26 protein-coding genes are annotated in these 23,017 nt (G+C 64.5%); 3 read left to right on the forward strand and 23 right to left on the reverse strand.

Features of this window, described 5'->3' with window-relative positions; all coding sequences use genetic code 11:
* Window positions 1-173: 173 nt before the first annotated feature.
* On the forward strand, window positions 174-2,012 hold the full coding sequence (locus D580_RS0106955) for a methyl-accepting chemotaxis protein (RefSeq protein ID WP_026289781.1): 1,839 nt from the start codon (window positions 174-176) through the stop codon (window positions 2,010-2,012).
* A 40-nt stretch (window positions 2,013-2,052) separates the two neighbouring features.
* On the opposite strand, the gene lnt is transcribed toward D580_RS0106955, so the two are convergent.
* From lnt to D580_RS0106990, 7 genes are all read right to left on the reverse strand, one after another.
* Window positions 2,053-3,588: an apolipoprotein N-acyltransferase gene (gene lnt, locus D580_RS0106960; protein WP_231363516.1), complete on the reverse strand. Its 1,536-nt coding sequence runs from the start codon at window positions 3,586-3,588 to the stop codon at window positions 2,053-2,055.
* 383 nt (window positions 3,589-3,971) lie between these two features.
* The gene (locus D580_RS0106965; RefSeq protein WP_018953701.1) at window positions 3,972-4,841 is read right to left on the reverse strand and encodes an HlyC/CorC family transporter; all 870 of its coding nucleotides are present in this window, start codon (window positions 4,839-4,841) and stop codon (window positions 3,972-3,974) included.
* 129 nt (window positions 4,842-4,970) lie between these two features.
* Window positions 4,971-5,420, reverse strand: coding sequence for an rRNA maturation RNase YbeY (gene ybeY / locus D580_RS0106970; RefSeq protein ID WP_018953702.1), 450 nt, complete (start codon window positions 5,418-5,420; stop codon window positions 4,971-4,973).
* An 8-nt stretch (window positions 5,421-5,428) separates the two neighbouring features.
* Window positions 5,429-6,433, reverse strand: coding sequence for a PhoH family protein (locus D580_RS0106975; RefSeq protein WP_018953703.1), 1,005 nt, complete (start codon window positions 6,431-6,433; stop codon window positions 5,429-5,431).
* Between the two features lie 92 nt (window positions 6,434-6,525).
* Window positions 6,526-7,887 carry a tRNA (N6-isopentenyl adenosine(37)-C2)-methylthiotransferase MiaB gene (gene miaB, locus D580_RS0106980; RefSeq protein WP_018953704.1) on the reverse strand — a complete coding sequence of 454 codons (1,362 nt, stop codon included), beginning with the start codon at window positions 7,885-7,887 and terminating at the stop codon, window positions 6,526-6,528.
* 116 nt (window positions 7,888-8,003) lie between these two features.
* A complete protein-coding gene (ssb, locus tag D580_RS0106985; RefSeq protein ID WP_018953705.1) occupies window positions 8,004-8,465 on the reverse strand; it encodes a single-stranded DNA-binding protein in 462 nt (153 codons plus the stop codon).
* Window positions 8,466-8,554: 89 nt separating this feature from the next.
* Window positions 8,555-9,931 (reverse strand): MFS transporter, encoded by a 1,377-nt coding sequence (locus D580_RS0106990; RefSeq protein ID WP_018953706.1) that lies wholly within the window; start codon window positions 9,929-9,931, stop codon window positions 8,555-8,557.
* 401 nt (window positions 9,932-10,332) lie between these two features.
* Here D580_RS0106990 and uvrA point away from each other — a divergent pair, with 401 nt between their 5' ends.
* Together uvrA and D580_RS0107000 are read left to right on the forward strand one after the other, a co-directional pair.
* Window positions 10,333-13,182, forward strand: coding sequence for an excinuclease ABC subunit UvrA (uvrA, locus tag D580_RS0106995; protein ID WP_018953707.1), 2,850 nt, complete (start codon window positions 10,333-10,335; stop codon window positions 13,180-13,182).
* 427 nt (window positions 13,183-13,609) lie between these two features.
* Entirely contained in the window at window positions 13,610-14,242 is a 633-nt protein-coding gene (locus tag D580_RS0107000) for a PEP-CTERM sorting domain-containing protein (RefSeq protein WP_231363517.1), read from the forward strand.
* 115 nt (window positions 14,243-14,357) lie between these two features.
* Here the strand turns inward: D580_RS0107000 and D580_RS0107005 are convergent, their stop codons facing one another.
* From D580_RS0107005 to rplE, 16 genes are all read right to left on the reverse strand, one after another.
* Window positions 14,358-15,086, reverse strand: a complete 729-nt coding sequence (locus D580_RS0107005; protein WP_018953709.1) for an SAM hydrolase/SAM-dependent halogenase family protein — start codon at window positions 15,084-15,086, stop codon at window positions 14,358-14,360.
* Window positions 15,087-15,246: 160 nt separating this feature from the next.
* On the reverse strand, window positions 15,247-15,651 hold the full coding sequence (gene rplQ / locus D580_RS0107010) for a 50S ribosomal protein L17 (protein ID WP_026289784.1): 405 nt from the start codon (window positions 15,649-15,651) through the stop codon (window positions 15,247-15,249).
* A gap of 34 nt (window positions 15,652-15,685) precedes the next feature.
* Entirely contained in the window at window positions 15,686-16,690 is a 1,005-nt protein-coding gene (locus D580_RS0107015) for a DNA-directed RNA polymerase subunit alpha (RefSeq protein ID WP_018953711.1), read from the reverse strand.
* An 18-nt stretch (window positions 16,691-16,708) separates the two neighbouring features.
* Window positions 16,709-17,329, reverse strand: coding sequence for a 30S ribosomal protein S4 (rpsD, locus tag D580_RS0107020; protein WP_018953712.1), 621 nt, complete (start codon window positions 17,327-17,329; stop codon window positions 16,709-16,711).
* 15 nt (window positions 17,330-17,344) lie between these two features.
* The gene (rpsK, locus tag D580_RS0107025; RefSeq protein ID WP_012638857.1) at window positions 17,345-17,734 is read right to left on the reverse strand and encodes a 30S ribosomal protein S11; all 390 of its coding nucleotides are present in this window, start codon (window positions 17,732-17,734) and stop codon (window positions 17,345-17,347) included.
* A gap of 28 nt (window positions 17,735-17,762) precedes the next feature.
* A complete protein-coding gene (rpsM, locus tag D580_RS0107030; RefSeq protein WP_018953713.1) occupies window positions 17,763-18,119 on the reverse strand; it encodes a 30S ribosomal protein S13 in 357 nt (118 codons plus the stop codon).
* A gap of 67 nt (window positions 18,120-18,186) precedes the next feature.
* Window positions 18,187-18,300, reverse strand: a complete 114-nt coding sequence (gene rpmJ / locus D580_RS16130; RefSeq protein WP_012638859.1) for a 50S ribosomal protein L36 — start codon at window positions 18,298-18,300, stop codon at window positions 18,187-18,189.
* Window positions 18,301-18,328: 28 nt separating this feature from the next.
* Entirely contained in the window at window positions 18,329-19,663 is a 1,335-nt protein-coding gene (secY, locus tag D580_RS0107035) for a preprotein translocase subunit SecY (RefSeq protein WP_018953714.1), read from the reverse strand.
* A gap of 25 nt (window positions 19,664-19,688) precedes the next feature.
* Window positions 19,689-20,120: a 50S ribosomal protein L15 gene (gene rplO / locus D580_RS0107040; RefSeq protein ID WP_018953715.1), complete on the reverse strand. Its 432-nt coding sequence runs from the start codon at window positions 20,118-20,120 to the stop codon at window positions 19,689-19,691.
* Window position 20,121: 1 nt separating this feature from the next.
* Complete coding sequence (rpmD, locus tag D580_RS0107045) at window positions 20,122-20,310, reverse strand: 50S ribosomal protein L30 (RefSeq protein WP_012638862.1); 189 nt, start codon at window positions 20,308-20,310, stop codon at window positions 20,122-20,124.
* A gap of 6 nt (window positions 20,311-20,316) precedes the next feature.
* Window positions 20,317-20,820, reverse strand: coding sequence for a 30S ribosomal protein S5 (gene rpsE / locus D580_RS0107050; RefSeq protein WP_018953717.1), 504 nt, complete (start codon window positions 20,818-20,820; stop codon window positions 20,317-20,319).
* Between the two features lie 12 nt (window positions 20,821-20,832).
* Window positions 20,833-21,186: a 50S ribosomal protein L18 gene (gene rplR, locus D580_RS0107055; RefSeq protein WP_018953718.1), complete on the reverse strand. Its 354-nt coding sequence runs from the start codon at window positions 21,184-21,186 to the stop codon at window positions 20,833-20,835.
* A gap of 11 nt (window positions 21,187-21,197) precedes the next feature.
* On the reverse strand, window positions 21,198-21,731 hold the full coding sequence (gene rplF, locus D580_RS0107060; protein WP_018953719.1) for a 50S ribosomal protein L6: 534 nt from the start codon (window positions 21,729-21,731) through the stop codon (window positions 21,198-21,200).
* Between the two features lie 12 nt (window positions 21,732-21,743).
* Entirely contained in the window at window positions 21,744-22,139 is a 396-nt protein-coding gene (gene rpsH / locus D580_RS0107065) for a 30S ribosomal protein S8 (protein WP_018953720.1), read from the reverse strand.
* Between the two features lie 14 nt (window positions 22,140-22,153).
* The gene (gene rpsN / locus D580_RS0107070; RefSeq protein WP_018953721.1) at window positions 22,154-22,459 is read right to left on the reverse strand and encodes a 30S ribosomal protein S14; all 306 of its coding nucleotides are present in this window, start codon (window positions 22,457-22,459) and stop codon (window positions 22,154-22,156) included.
* Window positions 22,460-22,471: 12 nt separating this feature from the next.
* Window positions 22,472-23,011: a 50S ribosomal protein L5 gene (gene rplE / locus D580_RS0107075; RefSeq protein ID WP_012638868.1), complete on the reverse strand. Its 540-nt coding sequence runs from the start codon at window positions 23,009-23,011 to the stop codon at window positions 22,472-22,474.
* Window positions 23,012-23,017: the final 6 nt, after the last annotated feature.

Raw genomic sequence — 23,017 nt, forward strand, 5'->3', positions numbered from 1 at the left:
TTGGGGATAGACGGGGTCCCTGCACCAGGGCCGTGCAGGGATGGGGCATTGCCGCCCGGTTTCGTGCACGGCGGCCCGGCAATGCGCCGTCTGCCCCGAAAAACGCGCCGCTCATCCAGCCCGCATCTTGCTGTGGGTATCGGTGAGACACACAACCACAACAGGGATGCCCCATGCTCCAACTCCTACGCCCATTGACCCTGCTTGGCGCCTTCAACCCCGACACCGTCAGCAACAAGGCACCGCCCGCCGACCCGGTCCCCGTCGACAGCGCTTCGGTCAGACCCGAACCCCTGCCCGTGCCATCCGCCGTGCAACTCATGGCCCTGGCCCGACGCCTGCTGGAACACGCGGAACAGGGCAGTGCCAGCCTGGCCCAGCGCATGGACGAGATGGACCAGCGCTCCAGCACGCTGAAGATCGCCCTGGATGCGGCGGAATCCCAGATGCAGCAAAGCCTGGGCTCGGCGGAGGCCCTGGAGGGCGAGATCGCCACCGGCGTGCAGGACACCCAGCGCCACATTGGTGAGGGACTCGCCCGCATCGACGGGGAACTCACCCGCCGGCTGGCCGAAACCACGCAGATCGTCTCCCTCATCGAGGGCATCGCCAACGAGCTCAACCTGCTGGCCATCAACGCGGCCATCGAGGCCGCCCACGCGGAGCGTTACGGGGCCACCTTCGGCGTGGTGGCGGAGCGCATCCGGGAGCTGGCGGGATCGACCCGCAGCCATGCCCAACGCATCAAGGAACAGCTGGAATTCAGCGACCTGCACGAGGCCCTCGAACGCTTCCAGCAGGACACGGGAGACACCCTGGGCGCGCTGGCCGACAGCACCTCGGCATCTACCCGCCGGCAACTGGGCAATTTCCAGCACATGCACGCGCACCTGCAATCGGTGCGGGACAACAACAAGGTGATCTTCGAGGTGCTGGGCCAGAGCCAGTCGGCGGTGGAGCGGGTCGCGGGCAAGACCCGCTGGAGCCGGTCGCTGCTCGCCGAGGGCACGACCGCGCTGGAACAGGGCGGCGAGCCGGCCCTCACCCGCCTGCTGCAGGACCGGGATCTGCTGCGCGCACCGGACTTCGACCGCCTGGCCGAGATCCGCCGGCGCGGCGTGCTCCGGGTGGCCATCGAGCCAGACTTCAAGGGCCTGTCCTTCAGGCGCCGTCCCGGCGACCCCCTGCAGGGCCTGGATGCGGACTACGCCCGGGCCTTCGCCCGCTGGCTCGGCGTGGAGTGCCAGTTCCTGGAGTGCCCCTGGGACCAGTGCACCGAACTGCTGGCCGCTGGCCGTGCCCCGGGAGAACCGGAGGCGGATCTGGTGTGGAGCGCCCTGCCCCCCAATGCCAGCTACCGTGACGTGGCCTTCTCGGAATCCTATACCTACCTGCCCTATGCCCTGGCCCGGCGCAAGGGGGATACCCGCATCAGCGGCATCGCCGACCTGGAGGGACGGGTGCTGGGCTGCATCAACGACCCGGCCGCCTTCGACACCCTGGCCGGCGCGGGCCTGCGCTGGCCGGCCAACCAGGACCAGCCAGGAGGCCGGGTGCGGCTGGCCAACCTGGTGGCCTACTCCGACCAGGGGCGCATCCACGACTGCCTGGCGGATGGTCTGGTGGACGCCTTCGCGGTGGACCGGCCCATCTACTGGTGGGCCTGTTACGGTGAGGACAGCCCCTGGCGCGGACAGATCGAACTGCTGCCTGCCCCCATCAGCGCCACCCCCTGGTACTACGCCGCGGGGGTGTCGGCAGAGCCCTCCGGCTATCACCTGCTGGCGGCGCTGAACCGTTTCATTGGCGAGTTCCGGGGCAGCCCGGAACGCCGCGCCATCGAGCAGCGCTGGCAGGGCCAGGTGCTCGACGGCACCCAGAGTTACCGGCAGGAACCCGGCGACCTGCCGGGGGAAGCGGAGTTGCGAAAGCGCTACCTGGAGCATTGCCAGAGACTCGGCATCGAGCCCAGGCCTGCGGAGGATGCCGATCCGCGGCGACTGTCCGCCTGAGCTGCCGGCGCGCCCTGACAACCCCCGGCCACAAGGCCGGTCAGGCCCGCAGCCAGCGGCGTCCCAGCAAGCCCACGGCCAGCAGGACCAGGCTGAGCCACACCGCCACGCTGTTGCCCCACAGGGCAAAGGGCGTGCGCCCGGTGCGCGGCTGGGCGTGGGCCGTGAGCACGTCCACCTCGAACTGGGGCGAGGTGGCGATCAGCTCGCCGCGGTGACCGATCACGGCGGACACGCCGGTGTTGGTGGCGCGCAGCATGTCGCGCCCGGTCTCGAGCGAACGCATGCGCGCGATCTCCAGGTGCTGGTGGGGGGCGATGGAATCGCCGAACCAGGCATCGTTGCTCACGTTGATCAGCAACTTCGCCTCGGGCAGGGCATCGATCACCTGCCCGCCGAAGGCATCCTCGTAGCACACGGACATGCCCACGGGCAGATCGCCCACGTACATGAGCGGACGCCAGCTGCCCTTGGAGAGATCCGACATGGGGATCTCCAGCCAGTCATTCAGCCACATGAGCAGGCCCCTCAGGGGCAGGTACTCGCCGAACGGCACCAGGTGGCGCTTGTGGTAGGCGGCGGGTTCCGCGGTGGCATGCACGATGCTGTTGTACATGGCGCCGGTCTCGAAGTCGTAGACGAAGATGCCGGTGATCAGCGCCCCGCCCCGGGCCTCCACCGCATCGGCCAGTTCCATCATCGGCTCGTGGACCTCGTGATAGAAGGCGGGGATGGCCGTCTCGGGCCACAGCACGATGTCCACGGCTTCGGCCTCGTCCAGGACCTTTCGAGTGAGCCCGCCGTAGAGCGCCAGGGCCTCATCGATGCTATCCGGACCCCACTTCTCCTCCTGGGCCACGTTGCCCTGGATGAGATGCACGGCTAGCAGCCCCCCCTCGGGCCGGGTCCAGTCCACCCGGGCAAGCCCCAGGCCCGCGAGCCACAGGCACAGCACGGCGGCTGCGCCCACGCCCAGGACCCGGGGTGTCCAGCGCACCAGGGCCCAGGCCAGCAGCCCGGCCATGAGTGCGGCCACCAAGCTCGCGCCGTAGGCACCCACCACCGGCACGTAGCCGGCCAGGGCCGTATCCACCTGGGCGGTGCCCAGCAGCAGCCAGGGGAAGCCGGTGAGGAACCAGCCCCGCCACCATTCCCACAGCACCCAGGCGGCCGGGAAACACAGCACCAGGGCCGCAACCGGCAGGCGCGGGGCGAAGCGGGCCAGCAGGTAGCCGAGCAGCGCCGGATACAGGGCCAGCACCGCCACGAACAGGGCGGTGATCAGGGCCGCCAGGGGCGCGATGGCGGAACCGAACAGGTGCAGGCTGTAATAGATCCAGGACACCCCCGCGCCGAACATCCCCAGACCGAACAGGTAGCCCCGCCACGCGGCCCGGCCCGGCGCCTGGTCCCACCACAGCAGGAACAGCGCCGCCGGCGCCAGCACGGCGAACACGCGCAGTTCATAGGGGGCGAAGGCCAGGCTCAGCGACACGCCCGCGACGAGGGCCAGGAGGTGGCCGAGACGGGGATGGGTCTCGAGGAAGGAGATGACCGGGTTCATCGGATCAGGCACGGGTTCGGATTCGGCCGGTAGTGTACCGGATGGGCGTGAAGGCAGGATAAAAGCCCTCAACGCAAAGACACGAAGACGCCAAGAACGCAAAAAAGCTCAATTGATGCTGATAAAAAACCCGGTACAAAGCTCCGTAGGATGGGCAAAGCAACGCGTGCCCATGCCGGCAGGGTCTGATGGGTGCGCTGCGCTTCACCCATCCTACGTGCCACGCTGAAACAAAAAACCCCATCCTCTCACGGAGCCACAGAGGCACGGAGAAAAGGCGTTACGTTCAAAAAGCCTTCCCCGTGGCTCCGTGCCCCCGTGAGAGAACAAGCTTTTGGCTTTTTCAGAAGTTCCCTTCACGTCTTGGCGTCTTCGCGACTTTGCGTCGAGGGCCTTTACTCCCCGTCCACCGACGGCTCCACATCCTCCCGAAGCCGCATCTCCAGCAGGTGCACGCGGCGGTTGTCGGCGCGCAGGACGCGCACCTGGAAGCGGTCGAACACCAGTTCGTCGCCGCGCTTGGGCACGTGGCCGAAGCGGTTGACTACCAGGCCGCCGATGGTGTCGAACTCCTCCTCGCTGTAGTCGGTGGAAAAGTACTGGTTGAACTCGTCGATGGGGGTGAGCGCCTTGACCGTATAGCGGCCGCTGGGGTGGCGCATGATGTGGGTGAGGTAGTCCTCGATGTCGTGCTCATCGTCGATCTCGCCGACGATCTGCTCCAGCACGTCCTCGATGGTCACCAGCCCCGCCACGCCGCCGTACTCGTCCACCACGATGGCCATGTGGTTGCGGCTGTTGCGGAACTCCTTGAGCAGCACGTTCAGACGCTTGCTCTCGGGCACGAACACCGCCGGGCGCAGCACGTCGCGCATGTCGAAGTCTTCGGTGTTGCCGTCCACGAAATAGCGCAGCAGGTCCTTGGCCAGCAGGATGCCCAGCACCTCGTCGCGGCTGTCGCCCACCACCGGAAAACGGGAATGGGCCGACTCGGTGATCACCGGCAGGATGTCCATCAGCTGCCCGTCGCCGCGCACCACATCCATCTGCGCCCGGGGCACCATGATGTCGCGCACCTGCATCTCGGCCACCTGCAGCACGCCCTCGATCATGCCCAGGGCATCCGGGTCCAGGATGTCCCGCTGGTGCGCGCTGCGCAGCAGGTCGATGAGCTGCGCCCGGTCCCGGGGCTCGCCGGTGAAGGCAAGACTCAGGCGTTCCAGCCAGTTCCTCAGGGGCGGTGCGTTTCTTGATTTGTCGTTCATAAAGGAAAGCGTCAGATACAAGTTACAAGAGACAAGAGGCAAGATCGGGGCCGCGTGACTTCGACAAGCTCTGTGTCGACTCCGGGGCCTTTTCTTGTCTCTTGCCTCTTGTAACTTGTCTCTGATCCTTTATTCATAGGGATTTTCATAACCGAGCCCGGACAGTATCTCTTTTTCGAGGGCCTCCATGCGGGCCGCATCAAAGTCTTCGATGTGGTCGTGGCCCTGCAGATGCAGCATGCCGTGGATCACCATGTGGGCCCAGTGGGCCTCGGCGGTCTTGCCCTGCTCGGCGGCCTCGCGCAGTACCACCGGGGCGCAGATCACCAGGTCGCCCAGGTGGCCCTCGGCGAACTCCGGGGGCGCCTCGAAGGGAAAGGACAGTACGTTGGTCGGGCCCTGCTTGTGACGGTAGGTGCCGTTGAGTTCGGCACTCTCGGCCTCGTCCACCACGCGGATCACCACCGAGGCCTCGTCCTCATCGCCCTGCCAAGCGGCAGTGGCCCAGCGCTCCAGGGACGCCTCGACAGGGATGTCCGCGGCCTCGCTGGCCAGCTGGATCTCGGTGTGCAGCGCCATGGCGTTGCTCAGTCCCCGCCCTTCTTCTCGTCTTTCTCGTAGGCCTCGATGATCCGCTGCACCAGCGGATGACGCACCACGTCCCGGGAAGTGAAGAACGTGAAGCTCACGCCATTCACGTCCTTGAGCACCTCGATCACGTGGCGCAGGCCGGACTGGCGATGATGCGGCAGGTCCGTCTGGGTGACGTCGCCGTTGACCACCGCCGTGGAGCCGAAACCGATGCGGGTGAGGAACATCTTCATCTGCTCGGTGGTGGTGTTCTGGGCCTCGTCCAGGATCACGAAGGCATCGTTGAGGGTGCGCCCGCGCATGTAGGCGAGCGGCGCCACCTCGATGACGTTGCGCTCCATGAGCTTGGCCACGGTGTCGAAGCCCAGCATCTCGTAGAGGGCGTCGTACATGGGGCGCAGGTAGGGATCGATCTTCTGGGCCAGGTCCCCGGGCAGGAAGCCCAGGCGCTCGCCCGCCTCCACCGCCGGGCGTACCAGCACCAGGCGGCGCACCCGGTCGGTCTCCAGGGCCTCCACGGCAGCGGCCACGGCCAGGTAGGTCTTGCCGGTGCCGGCGGGGCCGACGCCGAAGTTGAGGTCGTGGCTGCGGATGTGCCTGAGGTAGCGCATCTGGTTCGCGCCCCGGCCGCGGATGATGCCCTTGCGCAGATGCAGGGCCATGTCCTCCGGCGCCTGCGCCTCGGTCCGCTCCAGCAGCCGGTCCACGCCGGACTCCTGCAGGTGCAGGTGCACCCGCTGGGGCGACAGGGTCTCGCGGGCGGTGTCCCGGTACAGGTCCTTGAGCAGTTCCGCCGCCGCCTGGGCGGGGCGGGGATCGCCGATCACGTTGAAGTGGTTGCCGCGGCTGTTGATCTCCACACCCAGGCGCTGCTCCAACAGACGCAGGTGCTCGTCGAACTGACCGCACAGGTTGGCGAGCCGCAGGTTGTCCGCCGGCTCCAGGACGATTTCCAGGGTGACGGGCAGATCGGCAGGGGCAGGGTCGGGGGAAGGATTCAAGAGGCCAGGATTACCGGGAATTGAGGGCTATGGAAGGATTATAGAACGCAAGGCGATTCAAGATTCAAGATTCAAAGGGAAAATCTACCCCTTCAACCCACTTTGAATATTGAATCTTGAATATTGAATTCGGCGTCAAGCCGCCCCCTCAGGGAATTGGCCAGCGCCTCGGTGATGCGCACCTCCACGAACCGGCCCGCCAGTTCCGCTGCGCCGTCGAAATTGACCACCCGGTTGTTGGCGGTGCGCCCGGCCATCTGGGCGGGATCCTTCTTCGACGGTCCTTCCACCAGGATGCGCTGAAGGCTGCCCACCATGGACTGGCTGATGGCCTGGGCCATCTCGTTGATGCGCGCCTGCAGGCGCGCCAGGCGTGCCTTCTTCACCTCCAGGGGCACGTCGTCCTGCAGGGAGGACGCGGGCGTGCCGGGGCGGCGGCTGTAGATGAAGCTGAAGGACTGGTCGAAGCCCACTTGCTCGATCAGTTCCATGGTGGCCTCGAAATCGGCATCGGTCTCGCCGGGGAAGCCGACGATGAAGTCCGAGGACAGGGAGATGTCCGGTCGGGCCTCCCGCAGGCGGCGGATCTTGGACTTGTATTCCAGCGCCGTGTGGCCGCGCTTCATGGCGGCCAGGATGCGGTCGGAGCCGCTCTGCACCGGCAGGTGCACGTGGCTCACCAGCTCCGGCACCTCGGCGAAGGCCCGGATCAGACTGTCGGAGAACTCCACCGGGTGGGAGGTGGTGAAGCGGATGCGCTCGATGCCGTCCACGGCCGCCACGTAGTGGATCAGCAGGGCCAGGTCGGCGATCTCGCCGTCGTGCATGGGACCCCGGTAGGCGTTGACGTTCTGCCCCAGCAGGTTGATCTCGCGCACCCCCTGGGCGGCCAGCTGGGCCACCTCGGCGAGCACGTCGTCGAAGGGCCGGCTGATCTCCTCGCCCCGGGTGTAGGGCACCACGCAGAAGGTGCAGTACTTGGAGCAGCCTTCCATGATGGACACGAAGGCCGAGGGGCCCTCGGCCCGGGGCTCGGGCAGGCGGTCGAACTTCTCGATCTCCGGAAAGGAGATGTCCACCACCGGCAGGCCCTTGAGGCGCGCCGAGCGCACCATCTCCGGCAGCCGGTGCAGGGTCTGGGGGCCGAACACCACGTCCACGAAGGGCGCCCGTTCGCGCAGGGCCTCGCCTTCCTGGCTGGCCACGCAGCCGCCCACCCCGATCACCACCCCCGGACGGGCCTCTTTCAGGGCGCGCCAGCGGCCCAGCAGGGAGAACACCTTCTCCTGGGCCTTCTCGCGGATGGAGCAGGTGTTGAGCAGCAGCACATCCGCCTGCTCCGGGTCATCGGTCAGCACCATGCCCTCGGACTCACGCAGCACGTCCAGCATCTTGCCGGAGTCGTACTCGTTCATCTGGCAACCATGGGTCTGGATGTATACCTTGCTGCTCATGTGTGCTGAATGACCAAAAAGCGTGAGTCCGCAAATGCACGCAAAATCAACGCGAATAAGACCAGTGCTCTCTTTCGCGTCCATTCGCGTTCATTTGCGGACCCATTACAGGTTTTTTAAAATGGAATCTCGTCGTCGAAGTCGTCGGGCATGGAGGAGCGCGCCGGGGCCTCCTGGCGGCTGCCGCCCTGGCGGGACTGGCTGGGCGCATCGTCGAAGCCGCCGGTGCCGCCGCTGCCGCCACGCCCGCCGAGCATCTGCATGTCGCTGGCGATGATCTCGGTGGTATAGCGGTCTTGGCCGTCCTGACCCTGCCACTTGTTGGTTCGCAGGCTGCCCTCAACATAGACCTGCGAGCCCTTCTTCAGGTACTCGCCGGCGATCTCGGCCAGCCTGCCGAAAAACACCACCCGGTGCCACTCGGTACGCTCTTGGCGTTCGCCGCTGTTCTTGTCCTTCCAGCTCTCGGTGGTCGCCAGATTCACTCTTGCCAAGGCGCCGCCGCTCGGCATGTACTTGACCTCCGGGTCACTGCCCAGATTGCCCACCAGAATGACCTTGTTGACGCCTCGTGCCATGCGCTTCGCTCCTGTGCTTGGGTGTCGTGCCGGCTCCCTGCCCGCGTGAACCAGAAACCAAAGGGGGATTGTATCAGGCCGCCCCGCCCTCAGGCCACGGCAAACCGGCGCAGGGCCGCCTCGTCCAGGGCGTGGCGTTCCACCTTGAGGTAGGCCATGCCCTCCTCCCCGATCACCACCGCCTCGGCCACCCCGCGCACGGCGGTGAGTTTCATGGCCAGGCTCTCAGCCTCCTTCTCCGCCAGGGTGCCCACATTGAGCACGTAGCTGGACAGGTACCGGGGCCGGCGCATGCTCATGGCCAGCCCCAGCCAGATCAGGGTCCCCAGGGCGCCCAGCAGGAACACCCCCTGCACCCCGTACCGGGCATGCAGCAGGCCGCCCACGGCCCCGCCCACGAAGATGCCCAGGAACTGGGTGCTGGAATAGACCCCCATGGCGGTGCCCTTGCGGTCCGGGGGGGCCATCTTGGCGATCAGGGACGGCAGGCTCGCCTCCAGCAGGTTGAAGGCGGCGAAGAACACGAACAGGGCCACCACCAGCCAGACCATGGAGCCGCCGTTGCCCGCCAGGGCCAGCTGGGCCACGCCCAGCACGGCGATGGCGCCCACGAACACCGGCTTCATGCGCCGGTGTTTCTCCGCGTAGATGATGAACGGCACCATGGCGAAGAACCCCGCCAGCAGCACCGGCAGGTAGACCCACCAGTGCTGGGCCGAATCCAGCCCCAGGCTGTCGCGCAGCAGCAGGGGCAGCACCACGAAGTTGGCGGTGAGCACCATGTGCAGCACGAAAATGCCCGCATCCAGGCGCAGCAGCTGGGGGTCGCGCAGCACATCGCCGAAGGTGCCCGGTACCGCCTGGGCATCCCGGTGCACCCGGGCCGTCACCGGCGTGGGGATCAGCAGCAGGGTGATACCGATGGCCACGATGGCCAGCAGGGCCGTGAGCCAGAAGATCCCCGCCACCCCCACCCAGCGGTCCAGTACCGGCCCCGCCACCAGGGCCACGGAGAAGGACACGCCGATGGTCAGCCCGATGATGGCCATGACCTTGGTGCGATGCTCCTCCCGGGTCAGATCCGCCGCCAGGGCCAGCACCACCGCCGCGATGGCCCCGGCCCCCTGCAGGGCCCGCCCGGCAATCACCCCGTAGATGGAATCGGACACCGCCGCGAGCACGCTGCCCGCCGCGAACACCAGCAGACCGGCCACCATCACCGGCTTGCGCCCGATGCGGTCCGAGAGCATCCCCAGGGGAATCTGCAGCAGGGCCTGGGTGAGGCCGTAGATGCCGATGGCCAGCCCAACCAGGAAGGGAGTCACATGGGCCAGCCCCTCGGCATACAGGGCAAACACCGGCAGAATCATGAACAGCCCCAGCATGCGCACAGCATAGATGCTGGCCAGCGCGCCGGAGACGCGCAGCTCGGCGGGGCTCAGGGAATCGGAATAGCCTGATTGCATGGGGTCTGGGATGGTCCTTGGATTCTGGGTCTATGCCGGGCCTGTGGGGGCGCCGGACAGGGCGGGTATCTTAGCAGACTGGGGGGGCGGGGGACGGATGGACCATTCAGGAACTGGGGAGGGTCCAGATTTGGGTATGCGGGTCTGTTGTGTGTCGGCTGAAGCCATAAAATCAAAGGCTTCCGAGCCCCGTGCAACGGGGATCGGAAGCCTTTGACTTTGGCTTCGCGTGAACCCCAAAACCCAACTTGGCTTCGAGCCAGACCGAATCCCCCTGAACCTGGGATCCCAAACAACACATCACCCCTCACCTTAGCCCCACCCCACCCCGCAGTGTTAAGCTAGCACGTTTGCGCGACTCCCCTATCCCACGCCCCAACGGCTGCCAGACCCGACACCCCATGGACAAGATCCTCATCCGCGGCGCCCGCACCCACAACCTGCAGAACGTGGACCTGGACCTGCCCCGGGACCGGCTGATCGTGATCACCGGCGTGTCCGGCTCGGGCAAGTCCTCACTGGCCTTCGACACCCTGTTCGCCGAGGGTCAGCGCCGCTACGTGGAATCCCTGTCCGCCTATGCGCGGCAGTTTCTGTCGGTGATGGAAAAACCCGACGTGGACCACATCGAGGGGCTCTCGCCGGCCATCTCCATCGAGCAGAAGACCACCTCCCACAACCCCCGCTCCACCGTCGGCACCATCACCGAGATCTACGACTACCTGCGCCTCCTGTTCGCCCGCGCCGGCACGCCCCGCTGCCCGGACCACGGCGAGACCCTAGAGGCCCAGACCGTGAGCCAGATGGTGGACCAGATCCTGGCCCTGCCGGAGGGCAGCAAGCTGATGCTGCTGGCACCGGTGATCCAGGACCGCAAGGGGGAACACCACCAGGTGATCGAAAACCTACGCGCCCAGGGCTACATCCGCGCGCGCATCGACGGGGAACTAGTGGAACTGGATGCGACGCCAGCCCTGGATGCCAAGCGCAAGCACCGCATCGAGGTGGTGGTGGACCGCTTCAAGGTGCGCGACGACGTGCGCGTGCGCCTGGCGGAATCCATCGAGACGGCCATCCACCTGTCCGACGGCCTGGTGCTGGTGGCCTGGATGGACGAGCCGGAGCGCGCGCCCCTGACCTTCTCCGCCCGCTTCGCCTGCCCCGTGTGCGGCTACTCTATCCAGTCCCTGGAGCCGCGCATGTTCTCCTTCAACAACCCGGCCGGGGCCTGCCCCGCCTGCGATGGGCTGGGGGTGAAGCAGTTCTTCGATCCGGAGCGGGTGGTGACCAACCCGGGGCTGAGCCTCGCCGGCGGCGCGGTGCGCGGCTGGGACCGGCGCAATGCCTATTACTTCCAGATGATCCAGTCGCTCGCCGAGCACTACGGCTTCGACATCGAGGCCCCGTTCGGCGAACTGGACGAAAAACACCGCCAGGTGATCCTGCACGGCAGCGGCGAGCAGGTCATCGAGTTCCGCTACATCAACGAGCGCGGCCACACCACCCGGCGCAGCCATCCCTTCGAGGGCATCCTGCCGAACCTGGAACGCCGCTACCGGGAAACCGACTCGGCCACGGTGCGCGAGGAGCTGTCCAAGTACCTCTCCACCCACGCCTGCCCGGACTGCGAGGGCACGCGCCTGAACCGCACCGCCCGGCACGTGTACGTGGGCGAGCACACCCTGCCCCGGACCACGCACCTGCCCATCGGCGAGGCCCAGGCCCTGTTCCAGTCCCTGCGCCTGCCCGGCGCCAAGGGCCAGGTGGCGGAGAAGATCGTGCGCGAGATCGCCGCGCGCCTGGATTTCCTGGTCAACGTGGGCCTGGACTACCTGACCCTGGACCGCAGCGCCGACACCCTCTCCGGTGGCGAGGCCCAGCGCATCCGCCTGGCCTCCCAGATCGGCGCGGGCCTGGTGGGGGTCATGTACATCCTGGACGAGCCCTCCATCGGCCTGCACCAGCGGGACAATGAGCGCCTGCTCAACACCCTGACCTACCTGCGGGATCTCGGCAACACGGTGGTGGTGGTGGAACACGACGAGGACGCCATCCGCCGCGCCGACCACGTGGTGGACATGGGTCCCGGCGCCGGCGTGCACGGTGGCCGGGTGGTGGCCCAGGGCAGCCCCCACGAGGTGGAGACCCACCCGGAGTCCCTCACCGGCCAGTACCTCTCCGGGCGGCGCGCCATCCGCGTGCCCGAGACCCGCGTGCCCTACGACCCGGAGCGGGTGCTCACCCTGCGCGGCGCCCGGGGCAACAATCTCAAGGGCGTGGATGCGAGCTTCCCCGTAGGCCTGCTCACCTGCGTCACCGGCGTGTCCGGCTCCGGCAAGTCCACCCTGGTCAACGACACCCTGTACCGGATCATGGCCCGGCACATCAACCGCGCCGGCGAGGAACCCGCCCCCTGCGATGCCGTGGAGGGTCTGGAGCAGTTCGACAAGGTGGTGGACATCGACCAGAGCCCCATCGGCCGCACCCCCCGCTCCAACCCGGCCACCTACACGGGCCTGTTCACCCCCATCCGTGACCTGTTCTCCTCCACCCCCGAGGCCCGTTCCCGGGGCTACAACCCGGGACGTTTCTCCTTCAACGTCAAGGGCGGGCGCTGCGAGGCCTGCCAGGGGGACGGGGTGATCAAGGTGGAGATGCACTTCCTGCCGGACGTGTACGTGCCCTGCGACGTCTGCAAGGGCAAGCGCTACAACCGGGAGACCCTGGAGATCCGCTACAAGGGCAAGACCATCCACGAGGTGCTGGACCTGACCGTGGAGGACGCCCTGGAATTCTTCCATGCCGTCCCGGTGATCCGCCGCAAGCTCGAAACCCTCATGGACGTGGGCCTCTCCTACATCCAGCTGGGCCAGAACGCCACGACGCTCTCCGGCGGCGAAGCCCAGCGGGTCAAGCTCGCCCGGGAGCTGTCCAAGCGGGAGACCGGCCGCACCCTCTACATCCTGGACGAACCCACCACCGGCCTGCACTTCCACGACGTGGAACAGCTGTTGGAGGTGCTGCACCGCCTGCGCGACCACGGCAACACCGTGGTGGTCATCGAGCACAACCTGGACGTGATCAAGACCGCCGACTGGCTCATCGACCTGGGCCCCGAAGGCGGCTCCGGCGGGGGCCAGATCATCGCCGTAGGCACGCCGGAAGATCTGGCCGCACACCCAGGCTCGCACACGGGGCGCTTCCTGGGCCCCCTGCTGGACAGCCGCCGTGGCACAGCGGCCACTGCATGACCCATCCTGCAAATGTCGGCTTCATTTACACGCTGCAAAACACGTACGTCACGGCCTCGCGTCACCGACAACCAAAGCCAGACGCTGATTAATCTTTTTTTTTCTATGACTTAGAAGAAGGCCAGGCGACAGCCGAAGATGCAGGATGTGTCCTGGAGAGAGATTCCACGCAAGCCAAAAGATGTGAAGCCCATCACGTTGTCGGACTGATTTACACAAACCATCCACTATGGTGAGCAGCGCTGAAGCCAGACCGAATATCCTATTGTTTTTAATCGGCTTTTTAGATCTGGCACGGCTAGTGCTTTGTGTTGAGACAACTGGACTCGGCTGACCTCTCAGCCCTGAATCACGGACAGATCCAGACCAGACACAGCAGGGAGGGTGGCACAGATGTCAGACCAACATCTGAGCCGAAACGGAGGGCTTGAAGACCAAACCCTCTTCACAACAGCAAATTGACGAAGGAAGTACGACAATGCGCACACGTAACTGGACGCTCTCTCTCGTGATGCTGCTGCTTGCATTTACATTTAGTGGTAATGCACAGGCCTTGGTGCTCGGACCCGGTGATATGAATGGAAGGTATTATCAACCGTCGGGGCAGTGTGCCGGAGAGGACAAGCAGCTCGGCTGTATTGCGGACGTATTCAGTCTGGATGACACCACCAGCCTGACTTTGCTCTACAAGTCGGATTACGGTGGCAGCGATTCCGGTCTCCTTGCAGGTTCGTACCACACGGATTACACGGGTGATCCGAACAACGCCATCATCTCATACATTGATGGCATGGCTGCCATCAGCTGTCCGGAATGTTATCTGGTGGTCAAGGATGGCAACGCCAATCCCAACTACTACTTCTACCAGTTCGACGAGGGTGACTGGAACGGCATCGAAACAATCTACCTGAATGGTTTTTGGGTGGGTACTCAAGGAGCCATCTCCCACGTTGCTATCTGGGGTACCCCGGTTGGCGTGCCTGAGCCCGGTGCACTGGCCCTGCTGGGCATCGGCCTGCTGGTCATGACCATGGCGGTCCGCCGCCGCCGGATCAACTGATCCGATCATCTGATCGATCAGCAGCTGTACCCGCACGGGGCCTTCGGGCCCCGTGTTCTTTTATCCCCTGCCCGCGGCAGTAAGCTGCCAGGCACTCAGGCAACACCTTCCCGGGTCATGCCTCACTCCGCACCTCGTCACCCACACCAATGCCCAGTCGCTGATCGGCTCGCCCCTGATTGACCGCGATTTCAACCAGCCCAAAGGCGTTCTCGTACCAGAAGGCCGTCCCCTCTGGCACCCTAGCGAAGGTCCTTGCGTATGCGATGCGCAGCGAACCCACGAGCAGCAGCGCATCCCGGTCCAGGTGTTCGGCCCGCAGGCCGGTGACCAGGTTGCCGTAGTGATCCACGTAGATGACCTCGGCAAGATCACGCGCCCAGCCATACCCCTGCATCCCTGCAGGGTCCATGGCAATGCATTCGGGCAACCTGCCCTGCGCCAGCTCGGCCGCCACGGGCGCGAACCAGTCCCTGCCATGGAAGCTCGATGAGAGCCGTTCAGGACGCCACAGGATTCGCCACAGGCGCACCTCCCGGGCATTGCTGGCAACCCGGCTGAGAAGGCCGTTGTCGGGCCCTACGAACCAGCGGCCGTCGGCCTGGAGGATGAGCCCGTCACGCTCGGTGCCCACCCCGGGATCCACCACGGCAAGCCAGATGCTGTCGGTGGGATAGAAGGACACCAGGGAGGCGAGCAGGTAGGCCGAGGCCCGGGCATCGAAAACGGGCGCATCAGCGCAGGCATCCACGACCGGACGCGCGGGAGCGGCCACCTGGAGCACGGCGCGGACCTGGCCAAGGTAAGGCCCGGCAATGCCGAAATCGGTGAACAGGATGAACATGGGCAAGTGGCAAGTGGCAAGTGGCAAGTGGCAAGTGGCAAGTGGCAAGTGGCAAGTGGCAAGGAAAAGCATAGGACATGCGCGCCTGCTTGACGCTTGTGCACAAAAAAGCCGGCTCAATGGCCGGCTTTCTTGTGTCTGGCTATCGCGCCCGGGAAGATCACTCCGCCTTGGCGGACTCCACGGCAGGGGCTTCCTCGGTGAGCTCGGGACAATCCACCAGCTCCACGTAGGCCATGGGGGCATTGTCACCAGGACGGTTGCCGCACTTGAGGATGCGCATGTAGCCGCCGGGACGGGTCTGGTAACGGGGACCCAGTTCCTGGAACAGCTTGCCGACCATTTCCTTGTCACGCAGACGGGCGAAGGCGACGCGGCGCTTGTGCACGTTGTCCACCTTGGCCAGGGTGATCAGGGGTTCGGCCACGCGGCGCAGTTCCTTGGCCTTGGGCAGGGTGGTCTTGATCACCTCGTGACGGAACAGGGAGGCGGTCATGTTCTGGAGCGTCGCCTTGCGGTGAGCACTGTTGCGGCTCAGCTGCCGCCCACTATTACGATGGCGCATGGGTGTAATTCCTGTCGTTCAAACTTGGGGGACGTCAGCCGGAGGCCTTCTTGTCCTGATCCTTGAGACCCGGCGGGGGCCAGTTCTCAAGGCGCATGCCCATGGAAAGGCCATGGGAGGCCAGCACGTCCTTGATCTCGGTCAGGGACTTCTTGCCAAGATTCGGGGTCTTGAGCAACTCCACCTCGGTGCGCTGGATCAGGTCACCGATGTAGTAGATGTTCTCGGCCTTCAGGCAGTTGGCGGAGCGCACGGTCAGCTCGAGGTCGTCCACGGGGCGCAGCAGTATGGGGTCGATCTCCATCTGCTTGCTCTCGGTGACGGTGCTCTCGTCGCCCTGCAGCTCGACAAACGCGGCCAGCTGGCTCTGCAGGATACCGGCGGCCTGGCGGATGGCGTCATCGGCCTCCACGGTACCGTTGGTCTCCAGCTCGATGACCAGACGGTCCATGTCGGTACGCTGCTCCACACGGGCGCTCTCGACTTTGTAAGCCACGCGACGGATGGGGCTGAAGCTGGCATCCAGCATCAGGCGACCGATGGGACGGTCCTCGGACTCGGCGCCGCGGCGGGCGGTCACGGGCTGGTAGCCGCGGCCACGGCCCAGCTTCAGGCTCATGGACAGCTCGCCGTTCTTGGTCAGGTGCGCGATCACGTGCTCCGGATTGACGATTTCCACGTCATGATCCAGGGTGATGTCGCCGGCGGTGACCACGCCCGGGCCCTTCTTCTTCAGGGTCAGGGTGGCCTCATCACGGTTGTGCATGCGCAGGGCGATGCCCTTGAGGTTCAGCAGGATATCGACCACGTCTTCCTGCACACCCTCGATGGAGGTGTACTCGTGGAGCACACCCTCGATCTCCGCTTCCACCACCGCGGCGCCCGGAATGGAGGACAGCAGGATACGGCGCAGGGCATTGCCCAGGGTATGGCCGAAACCGCGCTCCAGAGGCTCGAGGACCACCTTGGCCTGCCGATCGCTGACACGGGTGACCTCGATGTGGCGAGGCTTGAGGAGTTCGTTGACTTTGGTCTGCATTGAAGACCCCGTATTCGTTTACTTGGAGTAGAGCTCCACCACCAGAGACTCATTGATCTCGGCTGGCAGTTCGCTACGTTCCGGAATGCTCTTGAAGACGCCTTCCATTTTCTTGGTGTCCACTTCGACCCACTCGGGGAAGCCGAACTGCTCGGCGAGCGTCAGGGAATCCTGGATGCGCACCTGCTTCTTGGCCTTCTCGCGGACAGCCACCACGTCGGAGGGCTTGACCTGGTAGGAGGCGATGTTCACCGCCTGGCCGTTGACCTGGATGGCCTTGTGGCTGACCAGCTGGCGTGCCTCGGCGCGGGTGGCGCCAAAGCCCATGCGGTAGACCACGTTGTCCAGACGACGCTCCAGCAGCTGCAGCAGGTTCTCACCCGTGGAGCCCTTCATGCGGGAGGCAGTCTTGTAGTAGTTGCGGAACTGGCGCTCCAGCACGCCGTAGATGCGGCGCAACTTCTGCTTCTCGCGCAGCTGCAGGCCGTAGTCGGACAGGCGCGCGCGGCGATCGCCGTGCTGGCCAGGGGCCTTGTCCAGCTTGCACTTGGTGTCGAGGGACCGGCCGCGGCCTTTCAGAAAAAGGTCGGTGCCTTCCCGGCGGCTCAGTTTGCACTTGGGACCAATGTATCTTGCCATCTGGGGAACTCCGGACTAGACGCGGCGCTTTTTGGGCGGACGGCAGCCGTTATGAGGAATCGGGGTGATGTCGCTGATGTTCAGGATCTTGAAACCCGCGTTGTTCAGCGCACGCACGGCGGATTCACGGCCGGGGCCGGGGCCACGAACCAGGACTTCCAGGTTCTTCAGGCCGTATTCCTGGGCAGCCGTGCCGGCACGCTCGGCAGCCACCTGGGCGGCGAACGGGGTGCTCTTGCGGGAGCCACGGAAGCCGGAACCACCGGAGGTCGCCCAGGACAGGGTATTGCCCTGGCGATCGGTGATGGTCACGATCGTGTTGTTGAAGGTGGCGTAAATGTGCGCAATGCCGTCGGATACGGTCTTCTTGACCTTCTTCCGGGTGCGGGTCGGAGCCTGTGCCATATATAAAATGTCCTGTCAGAAAGCAGTATTACTTGCGAATCGGACGGCGCGGACCCTTGCGGGTACGGGCATTGGTCCGGGTGCGCTGCCCACGCAGGGGCAGTCCGCGGCGATGACGGAGGCCACGGTAGCAACCGAGGTCCATCAAGCGCTTGATATTCATGGAAACCTCGCGTCGGAGGTCACCTTCCACCGGGAACTGGCTCACCGCGGCACGAAGTTTTTCCACTTCCTCTTCAGTGAGGTCGCGGATCTTCATGTCCGGCTTCACACCCGTCGCCTCGCAGATCTTCTGCGCACGGGTGCGGCCAATGCCGTAGATCGCGGTCAACGCAATCACGGTGTGCTTGTTGTCGGGGATGTTGACGCCTGCAACACGAGCCATTCGTAAATCTCCACGAACCGGCGGAAAAGCGCGGTATTTTATCCAGTTAGTCCTGCCGAATCAATCCTTAGCCCTGGCGCTGCTTGTGGCGCGGATCCTTGCAGATCACGCGAACCACACCATTGCGCCGGATGACCTTGCAATTGCGGCAGATCGTCTTAACAGAGGCACGTACTTTCATTGCTCTATCCTCAGTCTGGACAGCTGCTTCAGCGCAGCATGCCCGATTTACCATAACCCTTCAGGTTCGCCTTCTTCATGAGCCCTTCGTACTGATGGGACATCAGGTGGGCCTGAAGCTGGGCCATGAAATCCATGACCACAATCACGATGATCAGCAGGGACGTGCCGCCGAAGTAGAACGGCACATTCCAGTACAGGATCATGAACTCGGGGAGCAGACACACGGCGGTGATGTAGATCGCACCCACCGCGGTCAACCGGGTCATGACACCATCGATGTAACGCTCCGTCTGCATCCCTGGACGGATGCCGGGGATGAACGCCCCGGACTTTTTCAGGTTGTCGGCCGTCTCCCGCGAATTGAACACCAGCGCGGTGTAGAAAAAGCAGAAGAAGATGATCGCGGCCGCATAGAACATCACGTACAGCGGCTGACCCGGGGCCAGCGTGGTCGAGATGTCACGCAGCCAGGTCATCCCTTCGGCCTGGCCAAACCACGTTCCCAGCGTCGCCGGGAACAGGATGATACTGGAAGCGAAGATGGGGGGGATCACACCCGCCATGTTCAGCTTCAGGGGCAGATGGCTGCTCTGCCCGCCATACACCTTGCGGCCGACCTGGCGCTTGGCGTAGTTCACGGTAATGCGCCGCTGACCACGCTCCACGAACACCACGAAGGCCGTCACCGCCAGGGCCATGATGATGAGCAGCATCACGAAGGCCGGGGACAGCTCGCCGGTGCGGGCCAGTTCCAGGGTGCCACCAATGGCGGCCGGCAGGCCCGCCACGATGCCCGCAAAGATGATGATGGAGATACCGTTGCCGATACCCCGCTCGGTGATCTGCTCACCCAGCCACATCAGGAACATGGTACCCGTCACCAGGGTCACCACCGTGGTGAAGATAAAACCAGGCCCCGGCGCGATGGCCATGCTCATGCCGCCGATCTGCTGACCGTTCAGGGCGATGGCAATACCGATACTCTGGAACAGCGCAAGGGCCACAGTCCCGTAACGGGTGTACTGGGTGATCTTGCGACGGCCGGCCTCGCCTTCCTTCTTCAACTGCTGCAGGCTCGGCACCGTGGCGCTGAGCAGCTGCATGATAATGGCAGCGGAGATATAGGGCATCACGCCCAGGGCGAAGATGCTCAGCCGCTCCAGGGCACCACCGGAGAACATGTTGAACATGTCCAGGATGGTGCCGCTGTGCTGGTCGAAAAACTGCGCCATGGCCACAGGGTTGATGCCTGGTACCGGGATGAAGGTCCCGATCCGGTACACCACCAGGGCCAGCAGCACGAAGACCAGACGCTGCCGGAGTTCTGTCAGCTTGCCGATCCCGCCCAGCGAGCCAGCCATGCCTGCGCGCGGGTTCGCCACTTACTTACTCCTCGATCTTGCCGCCGGCGGCCTCGATGGCCTCACGGGCACCCTTGGTCACGGCAACACCCTTCAGGGTCACGGCCTTTTCCAGCTTGCCGGATGCGATCACCTTGGCACGCAGGGTCTGGGCGGGCACAACACTCGCCTTGATCAGCGCAGCCAGGTCGATGGTGCCTTCCAGGCCGGCCAGCTCATGCAGGCGGACCTCGGCGACACGCAGGGACTTGCGGGAGTTGAAGCCCACCTTCGGCAGACGGCGTTGAATGGGCATCTGGCCGCCTTCAAAGCCCACCTTGTGGTAACCGCCGGCACGGGCCTTCTGACCCTTGTGACCGCGACCAGCGGTCTTGCCCAGGCCGGAACCGATGCCGCGGCCCACGCGCTTGGCGCTGGGACGGCTGCCCGGGGCGGGCGCAATGGAATTCAGACGCATGTCAGGCTTCCTCCACCTTGAGCATGTAGGAGACCTTGTTGATCATCCCGCGGTTCTCCGGGGTGTCTTTGACCACCACCGGGCTATGAATACGGCGCACACCCAGGCCACGCACGCAGGCGATATGGGCCTTGAGGCGACCGTTGAGGCTGCGCACCAGCGTAACCTTGAGATCTTTTGCATTCGCCATGATCAATTACCCCAGGATCTCTTCGAGCTTCTTGCCGCGCTTAGAGGCGACCAGCTCGGGAGCGTGAACAGCGCCCAGACCGTTGAGGGTGGCCTGAACGACGTTAATCGGGTTGCGCGAGCCGATGCACTTGGCCAGCACGTTACGCACACCGGCCACTTCGAGTACCGCGCGCATGGCGCCGCCGGCGATGATGCCGGTACCCTCGGAAGCAGGCTGCATGAACACCTTGGCGGCACCATGACGAGCACTCACGGCATAGTGCAGCGTGCCCTCGTTGAGCGGCACGGTGCGCATGTTCTTGCGCGCGGACTCCATGGCCTTGGCGATGGCCAGCGGCACTTCACGCGCCTTGCCGTAACCCACGCCCACCTTGCCGTTACCGTCGCCTACCACAGTCAACGCAGTGAAGCGGAACTGGCGGCCACCCTTGACCACCTTGGCCACACGGTTGACGGTAATCAGTTTTTCCTGCAGGCCGTCGGTCTCGTTGCTCTGAAAACTTGCCATGGGATCACCCTTTTAGAATTGCAGTCCGCCTTCACGGGCGGCATCGGCCAGCGCCTTGACGCGGCCATGGTATTTGAAGCCGGAGCGATCAAACGCCACTTCGCTCACGCCCTTGGCCTTGGCGCGCTCAGCGATCACCTTGCCAATGGCAACGGCGGCGTCCACATTGCCGGTGCCCTTGAGATCCTTGGCCAGTTCGGCTTCAACCGTGGAGGCAGCAGCCACCACCTCGGAACCGTTGGGCGCGATCACCTGGGCATAGATGTGACGCGGAGTACGATGCACGCACAGCCGATGGACGCCGTTGTGGCGGATCTGATGGCGGGTGCGGGCGGCACGACGCAGACGAGCTGATTTCTTATCCATTCCGAGTCACCTTACTTCTTCTTGGCTTCCTTACGAATGATCTGCTCATTCGCATACTTGACGCCCTTGCCCTTGTACGGCTCAGGGGGCCTGAAAGCGCGGATCTCTGCGGCCACCTGGCCTACCACCTGCTTGTCCACGCCCTTGACCACGATCTCGGTCTGGGACGGGGTCTCGATGGTGATGCCTTCGGGCACCGGGTACGCAACGGGGTGCGAGAAACCCAGCGTCAGGTTGAGCGTCTTGCCCTGGGCCTGGGCGCGGTAACCCACGCCGACGAGCTCCAGCTTGCGCTCAAAACCCTGGCTGACACCCACTACCATGTTGTTCACCAGCGCGCGCATGGTACCGGCCATGGCGTACTTGCTGGCGTCGCCGTTGCGGGGGGCCAGCTGCAGGGTGTTACCCTCCTGGCTGACTTGCACATCGGCATGCAGGTCATAGCTCAGCTGACCCTTGGGGCCCTTCAGAGCAATGTTGTTGCCACTGATGGTGACGTTAACGCCACTGGGCAACGCGATCGGTTTTTTTGCTACACGGGACATGGTCTGAATCCCTTAGGCAACGATGCAAAGGACTTCGCCACCCTGCCCAAGGGCACGTGCGGCACGGTCAGTCATCACGCCATTGGACGTGGAGACGATGGCAACACCCAGACCGCCGATCACCTTGGGAAGCTCGTCCTTGCCGCGGTAGATACGCAGGCCGGGACGGCTCACACGCTTGATCGTCTCGATCACGGGCTTGCCCTGGAAATACTTCAGCTTGATGTTCAGGACGGGCTTGCCGTCAGCGGCATCGACGCCGTAATCGGCAATATAGCCCTCATCCTTCAGCACCTTTGCGATGGACTCCTTGAGCTTCGAGGCAGGCATGCTCACCTCGTTCTTGCTGGCGCGCTGACCATTGCGGATGCGGGTCAGCATATCGGCCACTGGATCGGTCATGCTCATCTGTATTTATCCTCTTACCAGCTCGCCTTGACCAGGCCGGGGACGTCCCCACGCATGGCGGCTTCACGCAGCTTGTTACGGCCAAGACCGAACTTGCGGTAGTAACCCTTCGGACGCCCAGTCAGGTGGCAACGGTTACGCTGACGCGACTTGGAAGAATCGCGCGGCAGCTTTTGCAGGGCGATGACCGCCTGCATACGGGTCTCATAGTCCGTTTCCGGATTGCTGATCGTTGCCTTGAGCTCGGCGCGCTTGTTGGCGTACTTCTTGACCAGCTTGCTGCGCTTGAGCTCACGCTCCAACATGGACGTCTTGGCCATTAATCAAACCTCTCAGTGCTTGAAAGGGAAGCTGAACGCCGACAGCAGCGCGCGGGCTTCCTCATCATTCTTAGCCGTGGTGGTAATGCTAATGTTCATACCACGCAAGGCATCGATCTTGTCGTAATCAACTTCAGGGAAGATGATCTGCTCCTTGATACCCATGTTGTAGTTGCCGCGGCCATCGAAACCCTTCGGGTTGAGGCCACGGAAGTCGCGCACGCGGGGCAGCGCGACGTTCACCAGGCGGTCCAGGAACTCATACATCGCTTCGCGGCGCAGGGTCACCATGCAGCCGATCGGGTAGTCGTCGCGGATCTTGAAACCGGCGATGGACTTGCGAGCCTTGGTCACCACGGGCTTCTGACCCGCGATGGCGGTCATGTCCGACACGGCGTGCTCAATGATCTTCTTGTCACCGACCGCTTCACCCAAACCCATGTTGAGGGTGATCTTGGTGATGCGGGGGACTTCCATGACGTTGCTGTACTGGAATTTCTCCATCAGCTGCTTCATCACGGTGTCCCGGTAGAATTCTTTCAGCCTTGCCATCTCAGC

This window comes from Thioalkalivibrio sulfidiphilus (assembly GCF_000377945.1).
GTDB classification, from domain to species: Bacteria; Pseudomonadota; Gammaproteobacteria; order Ectothiorhodospirales; family Ectothiorhodospiraceae; genus Thioalkalivibrio_A; species Thioalkalivibrio_A sulfidiphilus_A.

What these genes read in the sequence shown, in the direction of transcription:
- D580_RS0106955 (WP_026289781.1), top strand. Translation starts at nt 174, where the DNA reads ATGCTCCAACTCCTACGCCCATTGACCCTGCTTGGCGCCTTCAACCCC.
- D580_RS0106965 (WP_018953701.1), bottom strand. Translation starts at nt 4,841, where the DNA reads ATGAACGACAAATCAAGAAACGCACCGCCCCTGAGGAACTGGCTGGAA.
- ybeY (WP_018953702.1), bottom strand. Translation starts at nt 5,420, where the DNA reads ATGGCGCTGCACACCGAGATCCAGCTGGCCAGCGAGGCCGCGGACATC.
- miaB (WP_018953704.1), bottom strand. Translation starts at nt 7,887, where the DNA reads ATGAGCAGCAAGGTATACATCCAGACCCATGGTTGCCAGATGAACGAG.
- ssb (WP_018953705.1), bottom strand. Translation starts at nt 8,465, where the DNA reads ATGGCACGAGGCGTCAACAAGGTCATTCTGGTGGGCAATCTGGGCAGT.
- D580_RS0106990 (WP_018953706.1), bottom strand. Translation starts at nt 9,931, where the DNA reads ATGCAATCAGGCTATTCCGATTCCCTGAGCCCCGCCGAGCTGCGCGTC.
- uvrA (WP_018953707.1), top strand. Translation starts at nt 10,333, where the DNA reads ATGGACAAGATCCTCATCCGCGGCGCCCGCACCCACAACCTGCAGAAC.
- D580_RS0107005 (WP_018953709.1), bottom strand. Translation starts at nt 15,086, where the DNA reads ATGTTCATCCTGTTCACCGATTTCGGCATTGCCGGGCCTTACCTTGGC.
- rplQ (WP_026289784.1), bottom strand. Translation starts at nt 15,651, where the DNA reads ATGCGCCATCGTAATAGTGGGCGGCAGCTGAGCCGCAACAGTGCTCAC.
- D580_RS0107015 (WP_018953711.1), bottom strand. Translation starts at nt 16,690, where the DNA reads ATGCAGACCAAAGTCAACGAACTCCTCAAGCCTCGCCACATCGAGGTC.
- rpsD (WP_018953712.1), bottom strand. Translation starts at nt 17,329, where the DNA reads ATGGCAAGATACATTGGTCCCAAGTGCAAACTGAGCCGCCGGGAAGGC.
- rpsK (WP_012638857.1), bottom strand. Translation starts at nt 17,734, where the DNA reads ATGGCACAGGCTCCGACCCGCACCCGGAAGAAGGTCAAGAAGACCGTA.
- rpsM (WP_018953713.1), bottom strand. Translation starts at nt 18,119, where the DNA reads ATGGCTCGTGTTGCAGGCGTCAACATCCCCGACAACAAGCACACCGTG.
- rpmJ (WP_012638859.1), bottom strand. Translation starts at nt 18,300, where the DNA reads ATGAAAGTACGTGCCTCTGTTAAGACGATCTGCCGCAATTGCAAGGTC.
- secY (WP_018953714.1), bottom strand. Translation starts at nt 19,663, where the DNA reads ATGGCTGGCTCGCTGGGCGGGATCGGCAAGCTGACAGAACTCCGGCAG.
- rplO (WP_018953715.1), bottom strand. Translation starts at nt 20,120, where the DNA reads ATGCGTCTGAATTCCATTGCGCCCGCCCCGGGCAGCCGTCCCAGCGCC.
- rpmD (WP_012638862.1), bottom strand. Translation starts at nt 20,310, where the DNA reads ATGGCGAATGCAAAAGATCTCAAGGTTACGCTGGTGCGCAGCCTCAAC.
- rpsE (WP_018953717.1), bottom strand. Translation starts at nt 20,820, where the DNA reads ATGGCAAGTTTTCAGAGCAACGAGACCGACGGCCTGCAGGAAAAACTG.
- rplR (WP_018953718.1), bottom strand. Translation starts at nt 21,186, where the DNA reads ATGGATAAGAAATCAGCTCGTCTGCGTCGTGCCGCCCGCACCCGCCAT.
- rplF (WP_018953719.1), bottom strand. Translation starts at nt 21,731, where the DNA reads ATGTCCCGTGTAGCAAAAAAACCGATCGCGTTGCCCAGTGGCGTTAAC.
- rpsH (WP_018953720.1), bottom strand. Translation starts at nt 22,139, where the DNA reads ATGAGCATGACCGATCCAGTGGCCGATATGCTGACCCGCATCCGCAAT.
- rpsN (WP_018953721.1), bottom strand. Translation starts at nt 22,459, where the DNA reads ATGGCCAAGACGTCCATGTTGGAGCGTGAGCTCAAGCGCAGCAAGCTG.
- rplE (WP_012638868.1), bottom strand. Translation starts at nt 23,011, where the DNA reads ATGGCAAGGCTGAAAGAATTCTACCGGGACACCGTGATGAAGCAGCTG.